The following is a 20,737-nucleotide window of genomic DNA, read 5'->3' on the forward strand; positions in this document are numbered from 1 at the left end:
TGTAGTGGCATAGTGAATTTGGCCACCTGATTAGAGGTGATATGATCACCTCTATAACGATACAGGTGATCAATGAGCAACCGTACAAGACCGACTTTTAGCCCAGAATTTCGATTGGAAGCAGCCCAGCTAGTTGTTAATCAGGGGCGTTCTATTCGAGATGCTGCAGAAGCGATGGGGGTGGGTAAATCCACCATGGACAAATGGGTTCGTCAGCTTCGGGCCGAGCGCAACGGTATTTCACCGCAAGCGACGCCGATGACGCCCGATCAGCTAAGAATCCGTGAACTAGAGAAACGACTCCGGCGAGTTGAGGAAGAAAAAGAAATCTTAAAAAAGGCTACCGCTCTCTTGATGTCAGACTCCCTGAACAATTCTCGTTAATCGAGAAACTCAAAGAGAGCCACGCGGTGGCGTTAATTTGCGATGTGTTTGGGGTTAATCGCAGCAGCTATAAGTATTGGGTTAAGCGGCCAAACATGCCGAGCTTAAAGCGAATTAAGCTGCTCAGCGAGGTTCGGTCTGCGCACAAGGATAGCAATGGCTCGGCCGGTGCGAGAACGATTGCAACCATCGTAACCGACAGAGGTATTCAGCTCAGCCGGTATCGCGCGACGCGATTAATGAAAGAGCTGGAGCTAGTCAGCTGTCAATTACCGAGTCATCGCTACAAGAAAGCTAATCAGGAGCATATTGCCGTACCGAACAAGCTTGATCGAGAATTTGCAGTTAGTCAGCCGAATCAGGTTTGGTGCGGCGACGTAACGTATATTTGGTCGGGACAGCGCTGGGCTTATCTGGCAGTGGTGATAGATTTATATGCACGCAAGCCAATAGGCTGGGCGATGTCGTTATCACCCGATAGCGTGCTTACCGGCCAGGCATTGAGTATGGCTTTTGAAGCGAGGGGAAGACCCAAAGGAGTTATGTTTCACTCGGATCAAGGTAGCCATTATTCCAGCCGGAAATTTCGTCAACATTTGTGGCGCTATCAAATCGAGCAAAGCATGAGTCGTCGGGGTAACTGCTGGGATAATGCGCCGATGGAGCGATTCTTTCGGAGCTTAAAAACAGAGTGGGTTCCAGCGCTGGGTTATCGTAATTTTACCGATGCTCAGCAATCAATTACGGAATACCTTGTTGGTTATTACAGCCAAACAAGACCACATCAACATAACCGTGGTTTAAGTCCCAATGCCGCCGAGGGAAAGTATTGGATTAGCCACTAAACCGTGGCCAGTTTTACTTGACCACTACAACGGCAACACTTGTGTTGCCGTTTATATACGTAAAATAACGTAGAAATAAGCATTTACGCTAAATATATACATGGGTGTTTCACAATGATAACGTTTCGATTTAAACCGATTGCGCTAGCTATTGCTGCTCAGTCACTCGCTTTTGCGCTTCCCGTTCACGCACAAGTAGAAGACGCAGCAAAGGAAAAACCACGCAAATACTCTCGCGCACTTGAGGAGGTTGTTGTAACCGCCCAAAAACGTGAAGAAAATGCCAATGATGTTCCAATTTCTATCCAAGCATTTAGCCCAGATCAACTTGCGGCATTTGGTGTCCAAAACACAACCGATTTAATGAAAATCACCCCAGGTTTAGATATGGGTACTCAGGCCGGTGACTTTACTAGCGTATTTATGCGCGGTATCGGATCCGAGGCATGGCTGACCTCCGACCCAAGTGTCGCGACCTACGTTGACGGTGTTTACTATCCCTTCTCCCCCTCTGTTGCACAAAACTTGAAAGGTGTTGAGCGAGTTGAGGTACTGAAAGGCCCGCAAGGCACCCTATTCGGACGAAATGCAGTCGGTGGCGCAATTAACGTTATTCTTAAAAAGCCTGACTTCGAAGACACATGGACGGAGCTTTCTGTTTCTGCAAGCAAAGCTGAAGCACGCGACATTTATGATTTCGGCATGTTTGTAAACGTACCCCTTACCGACAACGTCGCAATGAACTTCTCATCTACTTTCCAGCAAGATGACAAAGTTTATAGTAACGACAGCACCATTAATGATAAGCCAGTACCAGCCGACAAATTATTCGGCGCGCGGGTAATGCTGCGCTGGCAGATTTCTGACCGAGTGGACACCCGCCTAACCTTACAGGGTGCCAAGCGCGACGGCACATCAACCTTGGCTGCCAACATCAACCCAACCCCACTTGGTACCGCGGTCGGTATTGATGGCGAAGACGGCAGAAACTACAAAGTAAACCCTGACCTGCCCATTTTTGGCCATTTGCAGTCTTTTGTAATCTCTAGCCAAACCGAATGGTACTTCGACACCTTCGACATGAAGCTACTGCTTAGCCACCAAGCCCACAGCAACCCTTACAATTATGACTACGATGGTACCGCAGTACCTACCGCATCATTCATTGTACATAGACATGACGCTGACATTGACGAGGCTGAAATTCAGTTTTTATCTAATGAAGGCACCCCGTGGTCTGACTGGCTAACCCTTACCGGCGGCGCCTTCTACTTCAAAAATGAGCAAGGCTTTGACCCAGTAGAATTAACAGTGGGCGGCCTAGATCCAACTAATCTATCCTCAATTGGACTCACACTTCCGCCAGCCATTGAAAATTTACTTACCTCAATTACGGAACCGCTATTAGGTGGCGTAAAAACACCGGTTTATGCTTTATCTAATATCGGCTTAGTCGACACCAAATCTTGGTCTGTGTTCTTACAGGCAACCGCCAATATTACTGAATGGATGTCTTTAACTCTTGGTGGCCGCTACCAAAACGAAGAGCGCGGCGTGACTGAATCTGCTACAAACGTTCGCTTACTCAATGGCACTGAACTTCCTTTAGTTAAGTGGACTATGGCGCGGGACGAGAACGACAACCCACACCCGCTACGCGACACCACAAAAGGCTTTACGCCCAAGATTGCCTTGGACTTTACGCCATTTGATGACGGTACTCTTTTCTATGTTTCTTACCAAGAAGCAATAAAAGCGCACTCTTACAATGCTTTCGCATTCTATTTAGCACCGGCATACGTGGAAGCAGAAGAGACAACAGCCTATGAAATTGGCTTAAAAACCACCCTATTCGACGATACCGTACAGCTGAACCTAGCCGCATTCCGCTATGAGATTGAAAACCTGCAAACGCAGTCTATCTCTTTAACAAATGGTGGCGCACTATCATTAGATACTGCAGGTAGCTCAGAGTCTCAGGGTTGGGAATTCGACATCAAGGCTGACATATTCCCAAGCATCTTTGGTAATTTAGTCGGAACAATCAACGGCACATTCCTTGACGCGACATATACAGATTACGTCGATGGCGCAGGCCATGACCCAGTAACCGGTATTTTCACTCAAAACAATGACTTTACCGGCAACAATGTTACGCGCTCACCTGAGTTCACTGGCTCAGCATCGCTGGCAAACACGTGGCTAATACCTGGCGGCCCACTCGAGGCGACTGTTAGTTATTATTACAACGATGGTTTCTTTTACGCAGCAACCAACGACCCGCGCTTCTCGCAGCCAAAATACGACCTTTGGGGTGCTCACTTAAGCTACCTGCTTGAAGAGTCTAATCTGCGTATCACGCTATCGGGCCAAAACCTAAAAGACGAATTCTACACCGCAGGTATGCTGAAACTTGACTTCGGCGCCCTAGGGTCGCTAGGTGCACGCCGCACTCTCGGCCTTCGCCTAGATTATGAATTCTAGAAATTACGATGCACCGAGACATAAAAAACACAGCGAAACGATAAGTTCAAAAGGTGAACATAGTGAAAAATTTGATTAGAAATATTATTGCCCCAAGCAGTGCTATATTGCTGCTGGCATCAACCCCAGTATTGGCCCAATACGGCGAAGGCGGTGGAAGTACCGGCGCTAGTAGCAGTAGCGGAGCAAGCGGTAGCTCTTCATTCACCAGCTACGTTGACGTGATGTATAGCTTACAAAACAGTGACGACGACACCCGTGGCACCACAACTACACAAGGTGGCGGTAGCGGTGGCCTAGGCGGGCTACTCGGCGGTGGCGGCAACAACACTGCCCCCGTACGCGACCCCGTACTAGACAAAGGACAAGGCTTCGCTGTGCTAGCGGGCTTTAGACGTAAAGGCTGGTATGGCTTTGAATTTGGCGGCAGCTATGCAAAAGACGAGGATGTTCAAAAGCAAAGCTTGTTATTCAATACGCTGATTTACCCATTTGAAAACAACTTTTATATCAAATTGGCAAGCGGCGTAACGCGCTACGTAGAATACCCACTAGCACAAAGTGTTGACGCATTTGAAGATAGTGATGATGACTTCATCACCATCAACTATGGCGCAGGCATTGGTTATGTACTCCCCCTAGAAATTGGTGACACGCCGATTGGTATCCGCGCAGAAGCCGTTTACCACGTAGCTGATCGCTTTCTTGAACGCGAAAATGACTTTGAAGAAGACATTAATGCGCCAGGAAACCTAAAAGAAATTCAATTTAACATTGGCATTCGCTTCCCCTTGAAGTAAGAAGCGTCTACACGAGCTGTAAGGCTGAGCAGCCTTACAGCCAGTCAGCGTCACAAATACTGAACAATGGGTCTTAGTGATAATTAGTGCGACTGCCCAAAACTGTGACGTAGTTACGCATTTTAAATTGACACAAATATTAATAACGATTTAAATTAGCCGTGAGCTTTAAGAAAATCGTCTAGTTCAAAATAATGAGGTTCGAAATGAATACTACTCAACTAAAACACAGCGTTATCGGCGTAGCTTGCGCCGCAGCTATGGCTGCCATGCCCATCACTGCGTCTGCGCAATTACCCGGCGGAGCACTACCAATAGAGGGCCTAACAGGCATTCTAGGCTCTACTGGTGGCCTCGGCGGACTAGGTGATCTCGGCTCACTCGCTGGTGCGGGCGGCGGCTTGGGTGGCTTAACCCAAATAACCGGCATAATCAACGGCGGCACGGGAGCCCTCGGGGTTGGACTCCCCGATTTTGCCTTTGGCTTATTCGATGGCGGTCTAGCAACGCTAAGCACCCTAGGCCTAGATATAATAGATGGCATTATCGGTGGTGGTGGTTTCGGTGGCATACCACTACTCGGCGGCGACATCGCGGCCTTCGTCACACCTGAGGGCCTTGTTTCAGGCCTCACAGGACTTTCAAACTTCGAGCTGCCAATAGCAATACCAGTAGTTGGCCCCCACCCACTTAAACTCTACGGCCCCGTCGTATTATCAATTTTAGACACCCAAGGCTTGCCTGTTGGCGGCATTCCCCTACCGTTCTAATACTTTGGGGCGGCACCAGTACTACTGGCTTCGCCCCACTAATTACCCCCCTGCTCTTTCAATTAGATTTACCTTCACCAGAGTATAAAACGCCGGCGGCGGTCAATACTCTGGTTTTTTTGCTCCTAATGGCCGAATTTTTGCTCTGTCTGCCAATGTAAAACCACGCCCTATATGAACTATGCCTGTCATATAAGCGCCCGGATACGCTGTTAATCATGTGAAATCAGCAACACACGCACACCCCGCCAGCCATCGTCTATTTCAGCAGTTTAACCGCCTTTTTAAATACTAATTGTTAAATTATCAACTCTAATATTGACAAAAAAATTAATATCTATATCCTTTATTGATAATCATATCAATAAAGAAATTCAGTTTAGCCTAGCACCACCGCTAAGGTACTAATTAGAACAAGGAGAACACAATGGGTGCAGAATCCGGCGCACGAGCTCGCACTACTAAAAAAACCGGTTTTGTTTACATTAATCCCGCTAAGCGTAAACCGTCACAGTATGAAGAAATCACCCTTCACACCCAATGGGATCCACGTAATTTCGCCGTTGCGGGCTGGTTTAACCTAGACAAAAATGGTCAGCCACCTTGGCGCGAAGATGCCACGTTATTGAAGGCCAGCGACTGGTGGGAATACCGCGACCCCAACGCCGAGTGGTTCCGCCCCTTCGTTAAGCGCCAAGCTGACATCGGCCGTTCCATCGAGCAAACCATCGCCGGTGCAAAACGTGCAAAAACCTGCGCCGCCTTTGACGCATCTTGGACTGAGTTTTTACAAACTCACTACGCGGCTTACCGCTTTGCAGAATATGGCCTTTTTCTTATTCTATGCCAAGCGCAACGAGAAGCGGGATCAGATGTCGTTGCACAGCCGATGATATTCCAAAGCGTCGAAAAAGACCGCCACGCGCAAGATATTACACTGTACTGCATGGAACTTGAGTCGCAAATAGAAGGTTTCAGTGATGCTCGGGCCAAAGGCACGTGGATGGACGCACCAGAATGGCAAGGATTGCGCCGTGTAACCGAATACTTATTAGCCTGCCGCGACTGGGGGGAAATTTACCTTGTCGTGAACTGCCTGCTAGAGCCGCTTGTTTCAAGCCTTATTTGCCGCGAACTTATACTGCGCAATGCTCCACGTCATGGCGACGTTATCACCTCTGTTATAGCGCAGGCAGCTGAATCTTGTCGTGAGAACAGCACAGCCAGCACCAAGGCCTTTGTAGAGCTACTCCTCAAACAAGCGCCTGAGCACAACCTCGCTGTAATAAAAACGTGGTTTGAGAAATGGCTGCCGCTGATAGAGCAAGCTGCCCAAGACATCACCCCACTCTTTGCGACCCTGGATTTGTGCAACACGGACGGCAATGCCGCGTTAAACACGGTCAAAACTGACTTCAATAACTTTATTGCAGATCTTGGACTATCATCAATTATTGAGGCTGGAGCATGAGCACGATTAGAGAAAACCACACGGTATCAGCCAAACTAATGGGTGGCGAACAGTCAGGCATCATTTGTGATTTGATGGAAGAGCTATATGAGCATGTTGATGTGATAGACAGCGGCTCATATGTCTCAATTGAAACTCAGGAGCCAGAACTCATATTTGATATGGCTGAGATCTCTGAAGTGATGGGCCACTCCTATTCCGTTTCTAACTTTCTCGCCATTTTGGCTACCTATAAAGGCTTTATTGAAGTTAACGACGACAACGTTGTAATCCGCGATAACGGCTAAACAAATAGAACAGGAGCATTCCAATGAAAATAAGCGAAGCATACGACCGCGTTAAAGCCATCGACTGGGAACCCAGCTACATTAGCCCAGAGGAAAAAACGGTCGAGACCACCAAATTCCATATTCACGAAACCAAGCCAAACGACCCGTTCAAAACCTTCGTTCGCGAATATTGCGAGCAAGAGCAGGAAAAGGACGATCGTCATTATGCACTGCTAGAAGCCTCTGCGCGCTTAAACACCGGAGAGCCTGACGGTCGCTGGATGGAAGGCATGAAATTCGGCCTATCTAACCTAGTTGGCGTTGAATACGCCGCCGCCCGCGCTATGGGGCGTATGGCCAGAACCGTAGCGCCTGTCGAGCTGCGCCAAGGTTATATGATGCAGATGCTGGACGAAATGCGTCATTCCAATTTAGAGATGAACGTTATTCGTCATCACATGCGCTCATGGAAGGATCCCGTCGGTTTCGACGTGGCAGCCAAAGCCGGCGCGAGTAGTGTAGGTAGCAGCATTTTCCGCTCTATGGTCGAAGACCTGATTACCAGTGACCCTGTTGAAACCTCTATCGGTCTGCAGGTATTTGTAGAAACCGCCTATACCAACCTATTCTTCGTTGGCCTGTCTTCCCATGCTTCAGCGCATGGCGACGATATGCTCGCGTCTACGCTGCTCACGATCCAGTCCGACGAAGCCCGCCACATGGCCAACGGCTGGTCTACGCTGTCGTCGTTATTACAAGATGACCGCAATATTCCACTCATCCAAAAAGCAATGGACAAATGGTCTTGGCGCATTCACTGCAGCTTTGGCCTGGGTAATATGCTATTTGGCGACTACTTTGTAAGAAAGCGCACCGAATCCGCCAAAGAAATGACCATGCGCTGGGTGTTCGATGATTTTTACGGCGGTTTCTACCAAAAACTAGAAAAGTTCGGCATAAAGCCACCACCACATCTAGACGAAATGATCAGCGACTTGGATTGGATGTCCCATTCCGCCGCGATTTATATCTTTGGCGCGTGGCCAACCTTCTTCCATCGCTACGACGGCTTGAATGACGACGACTTTGAGTGGTTCGAGAAAAAATACCCTGGTTTCTACGAGCATTTTGGCGGTTTCTGGGAAGCTTACGGCCAGTGTAAAGATCCCGAGGAAGGCAGAATCGTATTGAAGGAAATGGGTGGCCTACCTAATTTCTGCCAGGTCTGCCAGCGCCCAACGATCTTCCCGCGCCCAGACATTAGCAAGCAGCGCGCGTTTAAGGTTCAAGACCAAACCTATATTTTCTGCTCTGACGGTTGCCAAGAAATATTCGTAGAAGAACCACATCACTATGTGGGCTTTAAAAACTTCTATGACTTATACGAAGGTAAAGAGTTGTCACAAGTTATTCAGGAACTGGGCTTTGTTCGCGATGATGGCAAAACCTTAATGGCACAGCCAGAGCTAGAACCTAAGCGCCTGTGGACTCTAGAGGACATTCGCAAAGCAAACTACATTGTTGAACGCCCTGCGCCGCCAGCATTTCTAAAATAAGGCAATGAGCGACGGACGGAGATAAAACGTGAGCTATACTATTTCTCTAGAACCCTTTGGGGTCGAATTTGAATGCGGCGAGGATGAAACCATTCTCGACGCCGCGTTCAAAGCGGGATTATCGCTTCGCTACGGCTGCAAACACGGCGGCTGCGGCGGCTGTAAGCACCAGTTGAGCGAGGGTGAAGTCGATTACAACGATCACGCCACCGCAATTTCTGAAGAGGAGCAAGATGCTGGTATCGCCCTGCTCTGCTGCGCCTACCCAGAAGAAGATATTGTCATCTCACTAGACGATGACTACAAATTAGAAGACCTAACGCCAGAATATCCCGTGCGAGTATTCGACGCGCAAATTTCTGGCATCAACTTTGTGACCCACGACACCGTGCACCTGTGCATGCGCGGGCTTGGCGATGATCAATACGGTTTTCACCCCGGTCAATACTTGGAAATTCAAGTTCCCGGTTCTGATGATTTGTGGCGCTGCTACTCAATGGCAAATCTGCCATCGGATTCTGGCGAAACCGAACTCGTTGTAAAAGTCATCCCCAATGGTGAATTCAGTGAGTATTTAAAAACCGCCAAAATCGGTGACGACGTCGTCTTTCGCGGCCCATATGGTCAGTTCCAGCTTTCCGAAACCAATGCTGAAATCATTCTCATTGCCGGCGGATCAGGCATGGCCCCCGTTATGTCTATGCTACGTCAGTTAGTCGCCGTGAAATCTGATCGCAAAGTGTCGTTCTACTACGGTGCCCGCGCCGTTAAAGACTTGTACTTTGTCGAAGAAATTACCGCCCTAGGCGCTCAGCTAGCCGATTTTAGATTTATACCTGCACTGTCTGAACCCGCTGCGGACGACAACTGGGACGGTGAATGCGGATTTATTACCGACGTGCTGGCGCGAAATACTGAATCATTGCGCGCAGCAGAGGGCTATCTATGCGGCCCTCCACCGATGATAGACGCAGCAGTAGAAGTCCTAAAGCAAAAAGGCATGTTTAACAGCCGCATTCGCTTCGACAAATTTGTACAAAACAGTTAGACCCACAGCTCCGCAGCGTTACCTCAAGCGCTAGCCGAGTTTTTTGGGGTGGTTTACCACCCCTTTTTTATGCTCATACCACAAGACTCCCTCCCCAAAACTCGAACTACTGCTGCGCAATTGAATACCTCGTTTAACCAATCCCTTAATATTTGATCTTTTAACGGTACAATGTCACGCATATTTCAGATTAGCGACAGAGCATTCGCCTATGATCAAACTACCAATCACCAATGGTATGAAGCTTGCCATTGATTTTGCAGGAAATTCAAACGATCAAGCGGTTATCTTTTTTCATGGTGGCGGACAGACACGTCATGCCTGGGGCGAAGCGCTGGAGGTGCTCGCCAATGAGGGGTATTTTGCCGCCACGGTAGACTTACGCGGGCATGGGCACAGCGATTGGGCTGAAGACGGCAACTATCGTCTAGACGCCTTCGCCGACGACATCATCAAGCTTTGCGCCATGTTTGAGCGCAAGCCTATACTCGTTGGCGCCTCACTCGGCGGCCTATCATCACTATTAGCCATCGGTGGCGCAGATACGGATATTGCCCGCGCATTAGTACTTGTTGATATCGTCCCCAAAGTAAACACCGTAGGTACAGACCATATTAAGGATTTTATGTCTGCCAGCCCCAACGGCTTTGCGAGCTTAGAAGAGGCTGCCGACGCCATCGCCGCTTACACCCCGCAACGCAAGCGCCGCAAGGATTTAAGCGGACTAAGCAAAAACCTACGCCTGCATGACAATGGCCGCTATTACTGGCACTGGGATCCGCAATTCCTCGCCTCTAGCAACCAGATCAATCCAGAGAATACGCTTAACATTGCCACCGATAATATCCGCGTCCCCGTTTTACTCGTGCGCGGAGAAAAAAGTGATGTCGTTGACGACAGTGGCGTCGCAGATTTTTTACAGCGCATCCCCCACGCCGAGTATGTACAGGTAAGCGGCGCTGCACATATGATTGCAGGCGACAGCAACCAACAATTCAACCAAGTTGTATTGGAGTTTCTCGACAAGCATAAATAGCAATACGAAGAGCGCAGAAAACGCCGTCAAACACGCTTTTTGCGCAAATTACCTCGTCGAGTTCAATAGTGATTTTGTGTAGACTTGCTGCTGCGCATACAAGGACCGCTAGAAGTGTCAAAAAAAACCTATTTTGTCGTCAACGACACCCGCTATGATAATCACCACGGCGGATGGCGAGTGATGGCAAATCTTCACTTAGGCATGGAGAGACGTGGTTGGCAATGCAGCGGCTCTTTACCCGTTAGCGCTCAAGTGCAGCATCTTAAAAAACACAGCAAGGCGATTAGTGAGTCCAACTTAATACTGGTCAATGGCGAAGGCTCCCTGCATCACAATAGCCGCAACGCCATGCGCTTGTTTGAAATCATGAATCAACTACGCAAGCAAGGTCCCGTTGTTTTGCTAAACGCATTATGGCAAGACAATGACCCCGAACAATGGCGCCCTTTGCTTTCGGATTTATCTGCCGTTTATACCCGTGATCGCCGCAGCCAGTCTCAACTCCAGGCTATCGGTATCGACGCCGCTTTCGCTCCCGACCTCACCTTTTACAATTACCCTGATTATTCAGGTAGCCAGCGATCTCGCTACATGATTACCGACTCCGTTCTAAAGAAATGGGATGAAACCGCGTATGCCATTTGCCAACGCGACCCCGAATGCGACTTTAGAACCTTGCTCACACGTCGTCCGAATTTCTCCAGAGGCAGCAGAGATTGGGGGCGGCAACTTAAATTTTCACTATACCCATATATATTTGAACGCTTTGGTAGCCATGTTCCCGCTCGATACAAGGTAGTCGCGAATGCAACAAACAATAGCGAGCAGTTTCTGCAGTCTTTAGCAGCTTACCGCGGTATTTGCGCTGCACGCTATCACGCCTTGTGCTTTGCCATACAACAGCAAGTCCCCATGCTTTTTGTTTCTTCTAATTCGCATAAAAGCGAAGCTTTGATAGAAGAAATCGGATTGCCGCAAGCCTTATTCAAATACGACAACTCTCGCTCCGGCGACCTTAAACTTCAATTACAGCAAGTGAGCGCGCAGTATGCGGATTACGCTGAACGCGTTACATCGTTTAATATAATGGCCAAACAAAAAATAGACGCAATGTTTGATCATATTGTTGATATTTACGGCTGAGACACAACAAATTGAATTAATGTGATGGCCTAATAAATGACCGAGAAATTAATGCACCGATATTATTTTATTTCTTCTCCATTGCATTTCTGCGTAGCCAGCAGCATTGCCATGCAACACGAGAATGATCTTAATATTGCGGTTTTTGTGCAGGGCTCACAAACCTTTATAAAAAAATACGGCGAAGCTGCAGAGCAATCGCCAGAGATTTTTGGCAAGGTCGCGTACTTGGCTGCGCGCACTGGGAAACTTAATATTTCCGCACGTAAAGCTTGGTATAAAAGTTATGAACAATTGTTTGAAGGTCAACAGCAGCTCGCCATTTATACCGGCAATGACCGACGGCCAGAATTTCAATCAGCTATGTATTGGCTGGTAACAAACGGTAAAGAACCCGACGCCTATTACATGGATGAAGGCACGGTCACTTATATTGGCCACAAATCCATGCGCTCCTTCCAGCATCGTTATATCGACCCGATCTTAAAAAAATTGTTATATGGCAAGCTGTGGAAAAACGCATTAACCACCGGAACCTCCCCTTGGATCGAAAGCGCCTGCGTGGCGTTTCCAGATTTGGTTCATCCGCGCCTGCAAGAAAAGAAATTACTCGCGATCGATGTCAGCGCATTCACCGATGAGCGATTTCTACGCATGGCCCTCACGATTGCTGATCTAGATGAGGCTCAACAAGGAATTCTTAATCAAGTAAGTTTAGTATTGACCCTACCCTATGAAGCTTATTTCTTAAAGCAACGCCATCGCTACGCCGAACTTGCAGTTCAATTAAAGAGCATTTATTCCCCAAATCAAATTGCCGTTAAACCTCATCCACGTATCAGTAATCACCACATTATTAGCGAAACCTTTCCAGGTTTTCAGGTATTAGATAGCAGCGTTGGAATGGAATTATTGGTTCCCTTGCTCAATTCGCAATGCGCCATTGTTGGCGACGTATCCTCAGTATTATTAACAGCGAAATGGTTGCGCCCAAATATGCCCATATATGCTTTGGCGCAAGAGGGCGACGCCTCATCTCAATTAGCTGAGATTTACCAACATTTAGCGATACCCATAGTCGCGATGGAAGATCTAGCAAGTAGCCTTACTCACAATACAAACCCAGACATCAGCACAAGCCATGGATGATTTTTATAGCCCCGCACAGCGCTCTCTATCTAACCGCTTCGCTCACTGGCGAGAGCAAGGTCGGCGGAGGCGCAGCATTGAAATTAATCTTGAGGGACGTAGTCCTGCTCAATATGTAAACCTAGACAAGAGCGTTGATCGGCCAGATGTTTTCTTGGTACCCAGAAACAAAACTCGCTCGAGCCTGCTGGGGCTTCATCCCGCAAACAATCCCTATGTACAAACATTATGTGAATTTGATCAAGGCCACCAGCAATACACCGGTTCGGCGATGGAAACCCACTATAGCTGTTTTCAACCGCAATCAGCTGCTAGCGTGCTCGGTTTAACGGATGGCGAGCTATCAAAGCTACACCCAGATGCAGCGGTTTTACCTTGGTGGGCTGCGGTCGATAAAAGCATTTTAGACAGCATGGATATTCACCAACGCCGGCTACGGTATAGGCGTCCCGAACGCTATGGCCTTGATGAAAAGCTAGATTATGGCTGCCAGTTCTATGGACCAGTGTCGAAAGGGGTTGGTGAATTGGAATATCGGCGGCATATCGAAACCCATCAATTAGTTAAAAAAAATGGCTATCTACCCTATATGCACGGGCATTTAACGGGACAATTTCTTTTATCAGATAACGACTGGGTGTGGGTATGCCACAAGGGCAACCATCGCTATGTGTCTCTTCTAAGACTTAATTTAGAATATATTCCAGTCGCTTTTAGCAGCAAGCCAGGTTCGAGCGTGGTAGTTCAAAGAAAAGATGTGGAGCATTGGCCGAATGTTGCCAACGGCTTATTCAGCACAGCTGAGGCCTTGCAGGTCTTCGATCGTTTTATCAGTGCTACCAATAGCTAAATTACTAAGTAAAAATGAAAACAACTCTAATCCTGCGCTCATATACCCAGAGGACTGAGGTTCTCAAGGTATGGCAATAACCAAAACGCATTCAGCAGCCTTACTTTTGCTAAGGAATGATAATTCTCGCTGCTTGGTGTTTTAAGCGTTTCCTCTAGAAGCTGCACTAAATTTTGATCATTCTTCTCTTCATTCAACCCTGTTAGGACTTGCATAATCTCCTCTTCAGCATTTTTTGGCTGACATCCAACTACCGAGCATAAGTCAATTACATAGCCCCGCCGCTGCTGCCTGACACAGCTCCGAATTCTATCTGGAATGACACCTGCCTCATGGATTTGGTCCATGCGGCAATCTAACTTCCTCGGCAGCTTCTCAACATTCTGTGTGCGGATACCACAAGTTGGGCCTAGCTCCTGCCCATTACGGGAGAACTGTTCAACCATCACCACACCTAAGGGCTGGGGACCTAAACCCGCCCGCCACAAACGAGCACTGACTATCCATATTTCTGCCAAGCGACGATAAATCGGCGTTTCTAATGCCTGCCGCCATTCTGCCAATGTGTAGCGGCCGACCTTAGTATCTGGGCTTCGTGATTCCACATCGCTGGGGCGCAAGGCGTGGATGCAATCTGTGGCACCTTGGCGCGCATGAAAACACTTAATTTGTTCACGGGGCAAATAGAACATCCAGCGCCCAAGTTTTATCGGCTGCTTTTCGCCGTCGAGCCAGACCTTTCTAGCACCAGTATCCATCACTAAGGTCTGGAAGCGCTCGACAGTAATGGGTAGCTGCTCACGCGGTTTAACGGAACGAGTAAATTTCATAATGAACTACGGCTTTTGTTAAGGCTTTATTTAATTATTTGAGGTAGAAACCGAATCGCCCCTACCTCGCTGCATTTAGCCTGAATCAGCAATGAATTTCTAGCTATATGCTCTTCTAGATGTACATTTGAATCTAAGGCATCGTGAATAAGTCCCTGCTCAACACCCCAGCTTTTTACTTGATTGGATGAGGCGGGGCATTTATATTCCCTAACTCCTGCTAGACGTGATTCCATAGGGCTGCGCCCACCTTTGATGCCAACTTTATTCTTATATGGCTTATTAAAAGGATCTCTCCGGCCACAATCAATAATGAAGCTGGTATTGAATTAATGCACGATTTGTACACTTGGCTATTTCGCCTTGCCTTACCACTGATGCTTTTTTACCTCTGGTGGCGGGGAAGAGCAGATACCGCCTATCGCAAACGCTGGCGCGAGCGCTTCGGCTCAGTAATCTCGCACCAAGGTACAGAGAAATACGCCGATGGTGCAGTAAGAATCTGGATTCATTCGGCCTCGGTTGGCGAAACACTTGCCACTATTCCACTCATCAAAACTTTGGCCGCACGCCACCCGCAATGGCAATGGCTAGTAACTACCACCACCCCCACCGGCTCCCAACGCGTGCACGAAGCCCTTGGGCCAATACTCAATGAGCGCCTATTACACTATTACATTCCCTTCGATCTGCCTGAATTTCTAACACCGTTTATTGAAGACCTACGCCCAAGTATTTTGATCATTATGGAAACTGAGTTGTGGCCAAATCTACTCGCGGTCTGCCACAAGCGCAAAATACCCACAATATTGGTGAATGGCCGCCTGAGCGCCAAGTCAGCCCGTGGCTATGCCCGCTTTTCTGGCTTGAGCCGAAAAATGCTGAGGCACATTACGCGGGTACTCACCCAGTATCCGACAGATGCCGAACGCTTTGTCGACCTCGGAATGCCTATAGAACGCATTAAAGCTGTCGGCAGTATCAAGTTTGACCTGCATATCAACGCCGACATGATCAGCGACGCAGAGGCGCTTTCCCGTCAGTGGCGCGGCGAAAGTCACCGGCAGGTCTTGTTGGCCGCCAGTACCCACGGTGGAGAAGATGAGCTGCTATTGGATGCCTACGACACTTTGCGCAAGAACTTCCCAGACCTCTTACTGGTTTTAGTACCGCGGCACCCGGTGCGCGCCGACGCGGTTGCACGCCTATGTAAAGATCGAGGCCTGAAAGCGGTGCGTCGCAGCGACGGCCTTGCCCCCAATATCGACGATCAAGTGTTGCTGGGGGACACCCTAGGCGAACTACTGTGTTTTTACGGCGCCTGTGACGTAGCATTTGTGGGGGGAAGCCTAGTCCCTGTTGGCGGACATAATATGATCGAGCCAGCAGCTTGGGGGATACCCGTTGTGTGCGGCCCTCACCTGCACAATTTCAGTACGGTATCCAGTTTGATACAAGAATCCGGCGGCCTAGTAATAGCTGAAACATCACTGCAGCTAGCCGATAAAATTGCTGTTTGGCTGAGCAATAAAGAGCAACGTATCGCCGCCGGCAACGGTGCACAACAAGTCGCATCGCAAAATAGCGGCGCCCTAGGGCGCACCGTAACGGAAATAGAAGAGCTAATGTGCGCTAAGCTCTCTTGAGCATTCAGCTTTCACAAGCCCTAACAAAAAAGACCGAATACAAAATGCATTCGGTCTTTGCACTTACTAAAGCCCTAGCCAATTCACCAAAAGGGACAGGTTGCTTAATGCTTATCCGTCGCCTTACGCACGCTGCTGCGAAACCGAGTATTCAACTTACTGCCGGTGTAACGACCTTTACTAATATGGCGAATTCGGTACACCCCAGGAATATCCAATGGCTCGCCCTGAGTACCTAGCAACCAGCGGAAAGCGCGATCTTCGTGGGCTTTGCACCAGCTGGCAGCGGGTTTTTGATAATAGGCCAAACTATCGCAGTAACCGCCGGCGCGACTGATATCACCGTGGGCAATCTGCAAGGGACCAGTAGCACGGTCGCGGGTCTGCTCCACAAACATGGCATCGTTTATATCGATGACGCGCAGATCCTGCGGATCAAAGTTCAACATAGGATCGTCGTCCTCCAGCAGCGAAGTGATGCGCTCCCGCAAGGGGAAAACTAGGCTATCATTGCGCCCCTGCAGCAACTCTGCCAATTGATCTATGCAGTGCTTGCGAAACATCAGGTCACAATCAGTAAACCATACCCAATCGGCCTTGCTTGCAAGCGCGGCTTGATTCCGACCAATAGCGCGACGAAACAGGGACTCTTTCAGCTGCTCACACCAATTCCACCTCACACCGGCGACCTGCTGTTTAGCAAAGAAATTGAGAACTGCTACCGTGCGAGTATCTTCACTGTTGTAATACACTGTCATCGTCACTGTGGCTTTTGTCGGCGGAAAAAGCACTAATGAGCTCAATTGGTAAATAAGGAAATGGGAATACTGCCAACAGTGGCTGACAATTTCGATATTCAGGCTACCAGTGCGGGCAGCTCTCTGGTCCTTATTTGGCAGCGGTTTTTGAAACAGTGATGCAGGCACCAAGCCGCTAGCGGCAAGGCGCAGAAAACGACTGACGATAAAATCCGACCAGTGCTTCTTCGGGCCGGAATTGTGAGTATTAGACATAGCGCTATCTTATATAGTGGAGTGGCGGCCTCGTTAGCCCCCGTCGATCCAAATGCACGATAATGTTGTCGGGCGAGACCGTGGTAAGCCAAAAACAAGAGCTAACCACCCTTTTTCGGTTGCGCAGAATTATACCTCAACATTGCCTAACTCACCCCTTCTGGGGTGGGATGAGGGCAAGATTGAAGATAGAATGCGCGCAGTTTACACCTACGGGATGGCCTCACACCTATAAACGAGCCCATACCCTGTCAAACCAAAGGATTAGTTGTGGGACATCGGGAGTTCAGAAGCGGCCTAGCTACAGTCATCTATGATGACGAAATGGTAGGTAGCGATTGCGAAAAGCTGTTTCACGACGATTGGCTAAAGGAAAATACAGGCTGTACCTCGCTACAACGTGGCACCGCTGTCATGTTCGAATACCGTGGACTAGGGCTGGTGTTTAAGCGCTATCATCGCGGTGGTTTAATTGGCCGTATAGTTGCCAAAACCTACCGCTACCGCCGCCTGAAAAACACCCGTGTTTGGCGAGAATTTCATATGCTGCACGCCATGCGAGAATTGGACCTGCCGGTACCACGACCGATTGCCGCCCACTGCCTTGGTGTGCCACCGCTAGTTTACCGCTGCGCAGTCATCACCGAACGAGTGCCGGACTCCCAAAACCTCACCGAAATACTTTGTGAAAGCGCGCTCGATAATGAGCAGTGGGAAAAACTAGGCGCTTTAATCTCACACTTCCACAATCTAAACGTGTTTCACGCCGACCTGAATGCCAGCAATATTTTGCTGACCGGCAGAGGCGAATTTTATCTGGTCGACTTTGACAAAGGGGCGATCTGTACCCCACTTTCACGCCAGAATGCAGAAGCGAATGTAAGCCGTCTGCGGCGCTCCCTAGACAAGCTCCAAGGGATTCACCCTAGCTTTCACTTTTCTGAAGAAAACTGGCAGGCACTGACCTCCGCCTACCAGCGCACAATTCAATACAATTAAACCGAGTAGTAATCGCGGTACCAGTCCGCAAACTTTTGCACACCCTCACGCACACTGGTGTTAGGTTTATAGCCCGTCGCTTGCTGCAATTTGCTAGTGTCTGCGTGGGTATCAGGAATATCACCGGGCTGCATGGGTAACATCTCGCGCTTGGCTTTTTTACCCAGCGCTTCTTCTAGGGCATCAATATAGTCGGACAATTGCGCAGGATTGCCATTGCCGATATTAAAAATACGAAACGGCGCATTGCTATTGGCAGGTTTAGGCTCAGCAGCTGACCACTTTGAGTCGGGGGTAGCGATCTGATCACTAGATTTAATCACCCCCTCAACAATGTCGTCGATATACGTAAAGTCGCGACTGTGATGACCATTATTAAATACCGGAATTGGCTTATCCTGCAGTATCAACTGGGTAAATTTAAACAAGGCCATATCGGGTCGCCCCCAGGGGCCGTACACGGTAAAAAAGCGCAATCCAGTCGTCGGTAAATTAAATAGATGACTATAGCTGTGGGCCATCAATTCATTCGCCCGCTTGGTGGCGGCGTAGAATTGTAAAGGATGATCTACCCCATCATCCTCACTAAAAGGCATTGTGGTGTTGCCACCGTATACGCTGCTAGTGCTGGCATAGCTAAGGTGGGGCGTTTTGGCGCTGCGGCAGGCTTCGAGTAAATTCGCAAACCCGATTAAATTACTTTCCACATAGGCTTCTGGGTGCTCGATGGAATAGCGCACGCCCGCTTGGGCAGCAAGATTAATCACGCGATCAAACTGATGTCGCCCAAAGCAATCATCCACGGCCGCCTTGTCGGCGATATTAGCGCGTATAAATTCGTATTCAAGCTGGCTGCCCGTTTCGCAGCTTTGCTGCGCGAGTTTTTCCAATTCGCGCAGACGGGCTTCCTTTAAACTGGTTTCGTAGTAGTCGTTGACGTTGTCTATACCGACCACGGAATCGCCTCGCGCAATCAGTGTTTTTGCCACATGGAAGCCGATAAATCCCGCATTGCCGGTAATCAAATATTTCATGAAAAGAATTAGACCTAGGTTGAATTTAATCTAGCTTAGTAATGCAAGTTGGCTAAGCAAATGAGGAGCTCGTTTTAAGTAAATACCGCAACTGTCATTCATTTTTTAGGATCTCACCGTGGCTGAATTGCTAAAACAAAGTCTACTAGCCATACCTGCAAAACCAGTGCAAAAACTGCATCGGGAGAATAAACACTCTGCTGATCCTGCGCAAGTAAACCCCAGCCCAGCATACCAAGCAAGCTAGGAAGGTGTTCTGCACTTACATTAGCTCAACAATCAATTAATACGACGATATTTTGCTGTTTTTTGTAACACATATATAAGAAAAATGACCTAGCAAAAGGGAAACCAAGAACCAGCACAGCGCTCAGCAGGGCACCATGCAAGTAAGACAAAAAAATCACGCCAAGCCCAATTTATAAATCTCTAGATACCCGTGGTGCATTTAGGAAATGACCACTTTCAGGTTGTTTAATTTATTCCCTTCACGTTGGTTGAACCATTGAATTAATGTGAGGGACGCTATCTTTGTCACAATTCTGCGCGAAATACCCTTGAACGATTTTGCATAATTCCGCCGTATCATGAACTGGTCACAAAGTTGTGAAAACAATGTTTCGATCCGCTTTCTGGCTTTACGATATTTAGCCGGAAAGTCTCTAAACTCTTTCTGGTTCTTTCGCATCGGTGTTTGCAAATTGATACAACTTGATGAAAATAAATCTGTTTGCCAAACTCTGCTCAAATACCCTTTATCGCCAATCAAAACACAATTGTTTAACTGGCCTTCAATATCGTTTAGGTAATGGATGTCATGAACCGAAGCCTTTGATATATCGTACATTTTTAACACGCCACTCGGTGAGCAAACCGCGTGTAACTTATAGCCAAAGTAGCGCATATTTTGTGCTGCACAAAAACCAAAATCTGGCGAGCTAGATTCAAATTCTTGGCAAATTTTACTGCGATTAGATCGACTCATTTTACACACTTCCAATGGCATGCTATCGACAATATTTATATCGTTATCAACATCTAATCGCGTGACAATAGCGCTTCTGATTTCTTCTAATTTAAAACTCAACCTTCGCGCTCTTCTGTTATAAACGGAGCGCTCAATTTTCCCATTGATGCACGCAGGCAGCTGTTTGAACAAAAAGTGTTCTGAATCAATGCCCAGTGTTTCAGCTGCAAGACTGAGCGCGAGTAGCTCCTTATCGCTTAGCTTAGGTGTTCTGATTTGATTCAAAAAATTATCGGCTGGCTCAATTTCGTGCAAAAGAGACAGAATTTTGCTATAAACGCTGTGTAAGTTACTCATCTCGTTACCATTTTTCTCGTAAACTAATGATAACCTCTTTATGAGGGTGAGTAACTTACCTCCTTCCTAAATGCACTACGGGT

Annotated in this window: 18 protein-coding genes; 14 read left to right on the forward strand and 4 right to left on the reverse strand. The window is 48.1% G+C overall.

All coding sequences use genetic code 11. The annotated features are described in order from the left end of the window. Positions 1–72: 72 nt before the first annotated feature. From C0068_RS09885 to C0068_RS09940, 12 genes are all read left to right on the forward strand, one after another. Positions 73–1,229, forward strand: a protein-coding gene (locus tag C0068_RS09885) for an IS3 family transposase (RefSeq protein ID WP_434061420.1) whose coding sequence is annotated in 2 segments (ribosomal slippage) — positions 73–325 and positions 325–1,229 — 1,158 coding nt in all. Because the reading frame shifts where the segments join, the coding sequence is not laid out codon by codon here. Positions 1,230–1,343: 114 nt separating this feature from the next. Beyond that, complete coding sequence (locus tag C0068_RS09890) at positions 1,344–3,713, forward strand: TonB-dependent receptor (RefSeq protein WP_103684339.1); 2,370 nt, start codon at positions 1,344–1,346, stop codon at positions 3,711–3,713. A 62-nt stretch (positions 3,714–3,775) separates the two neighbouring features. Next, positions 3,776–4,513: a hypothetical protein gene (locus tag C0068_RS09895; RefSeq protein WP_103684340.1), complete on the forward strand. Its 738-nt coding sequence runs from the start codon at positions 3,776–3,778 to the stop codon at positions 4,511–4,513. Positions 4,514–4,719: 206 nt separating this feature from the next. After that, positions 4,720–5,283: a hypothetical protein gene (locus C0068_RS09900; protein ID WP_103684341.1), complete on the forward strand. Its 564-nt coding sequence runs from the start codon at positions 4,720–4,722 to the stop codon at positions 5,281–5,283. A gap of 427 nt (positions 5,284–5,710) precedes the next feature. Further along, positions 5,711–6,754 carry a ferritin family protein gene (locus C0068_RS09905; protein ID WP_103684342.1) on the forward strand — a complete coding sequence of 348 codons (1,044 nt, stop codon included), beginning with the start codon at positions 5,711–5,713 and terminating at the stop codon, positions 6,752–6,754. After that, positions 6,751–7,041 (forward strand): MmoB/DmpM family protein, encoded by a 291-nt coding sequence (locus tag C0068_RS09910; protein WP_103684343.1) that lies wholly within the window; start codon positions 6,751–6,753, stop codon positions 7,039–7,041. Before C0068_RS09905 ends, C0068_RS09910 begins: the two co-directional genes overlap by 4 nt. Before the next feature lie 23 nt (positions 7,042–7,064). Further along, on the forward strand, positions 7,065–8,579 hold the full coding sequence (locus tag C0068_RS09915) for a ferritin family protein (protein WP_103684344.1): 1,515 nt from the start codon (positions 7,065–7,067) through the stop codon (positions 8,577–8,579). Positions 8,580–8,607: 28 nt separating this feature from the next. After that, complete coding sequence (locus tag C0068_RS09920; protein WP_103684345.1) at positions 8,608–9,627, forward strand: FAD-binding oxidoreductase; 1,020 nt, start codon at positions 8,608–8,610, stop codon at positions 9,625–9,627. A 211-nt stretch (positions 9,628–9,838) separates the two neighbouring features. Then, positions 9,839–10,663, forward strand: coding sequence for an alpha/beta fold hydrolase (locus tag C0068_RS09925; protein WP_103684346.1), 825 nt, complete (start codon positions 9,839–9,841; stop codon positions 10,661–10,663). 114 nt (positions 10,664–10,777) lie between these two features. Then, positions 10,778–11,809 (forward strand): polysaccharide pyruvyl transferase family protein, encoded by a 1,032-nt coding sequence (locus C0068_RS09930; protein WP_103684347.1) that lies wholly within the window; start codon positions 10,778–10,780, stop codon positions 11,807–11,809. A gap of 36 nt (positions 11,810–11,845) precedes the next feature. Further along, positions 11,846–12,958 carry a polysialyltransferase family glycosyltransferase gene (locus C0068_RS09935; RefSeq protein WP_103684348.1) on the forward strand — a complete coding sequence of 371 codons (1,113 nt, stop codon included), beginning with the start codon at positions 11,846–11,848 and terminating at the stop codon, positions 12,956–12,958. Then, positions 12,951–13,808, forward strand: a complete 858-nt coding sequence (locus C0068_RS09940; RefSeq protein WP_103684349.1) for a hypothetical protein — start codon at positions 12,951–12,953, stop codon at positions 13,806–13,808. Before C0068_RS09935 ends, C0068_RS09940 begins: the two co-directional genes overlap by 8 nt. 38 nt (positions 13,809–13,846) lie before the next feature. Here the strand turns inward: C0068_RS09940 and C0068_RS09945 are convergent, their stop codons facing one another. Then, a complete protein-coding gene (locus tag C0068_RS09945; RefSeq protein ID WP_103684350.1) occupies positions 13,847–14,638 on the reverse strand; it encodes a hypothetical protein in 792 nt (263 codons plus the stop codon). Between the two features lie 332 nt (positions 14,639–14,970). Here C0068_RS09945 and waaA point away from each other — a divergent pair, with 332 nt between their 5' ends. Further along, positions 14,971–16,284: a lipid IV(A) 3-deoxy-D-manno-octulosonic acid transferase gene (waaA, locus tag C0068_RS09950; protein ID WP_103684351.1), complete on the forward strand. Its 1,314-nt coding sequence runs from the start codon at positions 14,971–14,973 to the stop codon at positions 16,282–16,284. A gap of 104 nt (positions 16,285–16,388) precedes the next feature. On the opposite strand, the gene C0068_RS09955 is transcribed toward waaA, so the two are convergent. After that, positions 16,389–17,297: a glycosyltransferase family A protein gene (locus C0068_RS09955; protein WP_103684352.1), complete on the reverse strand. Its 909-nt coding sequence runs from the start codon at positions 17,295–17,297 to the stop codon at positions 16,389–16,391. A 270-nt stretch (positions 17,298–17,567) separates the two neighbouring features. On the opposite strand from C0068_RS09955, the gene C0068_RS09960 reads away from it, so the two are divergent. After that, positions 17,568–18,296: a 3-deoxy-D-manno-octulosonic acid kinase gene (locus tag C0068_RS09960; RefSeq protein ID WP_103684353.1), complete on the forward strand. Its 729-nt coding sequence runs from the start codon at positions 17,568–17,570 to the stop codon at positions 18,294–18,296. Here the strand turns inward: C0068_RS09960 and C0068_RS09965 are convergent. Both C0068_RS09965 and C0068_RS09970 read right to left on the reverse strand, forming a co-directional pair. Further along, positions 18,293–19,330 (reverse strand): NAD-dependent epimerase, encoded by a 1,038-nt coding sequence (locus C0068_RS09965; RefSeq protein WP_103684354.1) that lies wholly within the window; start codon positions 19,328–19,330, stop codon positions 18,293–18,295. The genes C0068_RS09960 and C0068_RS09965 overlap by 4 nt on opposite strands. Before the next feature lie 448 nt (positions 19,331–19,778). Continuing rightward, on the reverse strand, positions 19,779–20,654 hold the full coding sequence (locus tag C0068_RS09970; protein ID WP_103682565.1) for an IS982 family transposase: 876 nt from the start codon (positions 20,652–20,654) through the stop codon (positions 19,779–19,781). Positions 20,655–20,737 lie beyond the last annotated feature (83 nt).

Source organism: Zhongshania marina (genome assembly GCF_002915595.1).
Classification (GTDB): Bacteria; Pseudomonadota; Gammaproteobacteria; order Pseudomonadales; family Spongiibacteraceae; genus Spongiibacter; species Spongiibacter marinus_B.

Coding starts and splice junctions, on each gene's coding strand:
- C0068_RS09890 (WP_103684339.1), top strand. CDS start 1,344: ATGATAACGTTTCGATTTAAACCGATTGCGCTAGCTATTGCTGCTCAG.
- C0068_RS09900 (WP_103684341.1), top strand. CDS start 4,720: ATGAATACTACTCAACTAAAACACAGCGTTATCGGCGTAGCTTGCGCC.
- C0068_RS09905 (WP_103684342.1), top strand. CDS start 5,711: ATGGGTGCAGAATCCGGCGCACGAGCTCGCACTACTAAAAAAACCGGT.
- C0068_RS09910 (WP_103684343.1), top strand. CDS start 6,751: ATGAGCACGATTAGAGAAAACCACACGGTATCAGCCAAACTAATGGGT.
- C0068_RS09915 (WP_103684344.1), top strand. CDS start 7,065: ATGAAAATAAGCGAAGCATACGACCGCGTTAAAGCCATCGACTGGGAA.
- C0068_RS09925 (WP_103684346.1), top strand. CDS start 9,839: ATGATCAAACTACCAATCACCAATGGTATGAAGCTTGCCATTGATTTT.
- C0068_RS09935 (WP_103684348.1), top strand. CDS start 11,846: ATGACCGAGAAATTAATGCACCGATATTATTTTATTTCTTCTCCATTG.
- C0068_RS09940 (WP_103684349.1), top strand. CDS start 12,951: ATGGATGATTTTTATAGCCCCGCACAGCGCTCTCTATCTAACCGCTTC.
- C0068_RS09945 (WP_103684350.1), bottom strand. CDS start 14,638: ATGAAATTTACTCGTTCCGTTAAACCGCGTGAGCAGCTACCCATTACT.
- waaA (WP_103684351.1), top strand. CDS start 14,971: ATGCACGATTTGTACACTTGGCTATTTCGCCTTGCCTTACCACTGATG.
- C0068_RS09955 (WP_103684352.1), bottom strand. CDS start 17,297: ATGTCTAATACTCACAATTCCGGCCCGAAGAAGCACTGGTCGGATTTT.
- C0068_RS09965 (WP_103684354.1), bottom strand. CDS start 19,330: ATGAAATATTTGATTACCGGCAATGCGGGATTTATCGGCTTCCATGTG.
- C0068_RS09970 (WP_103682565.1), bottom strand. CDS start 20,654: ATGAGTAACTTACACAGCGTTTATAGCAAAATTCTGTCTCTTTTGCAC.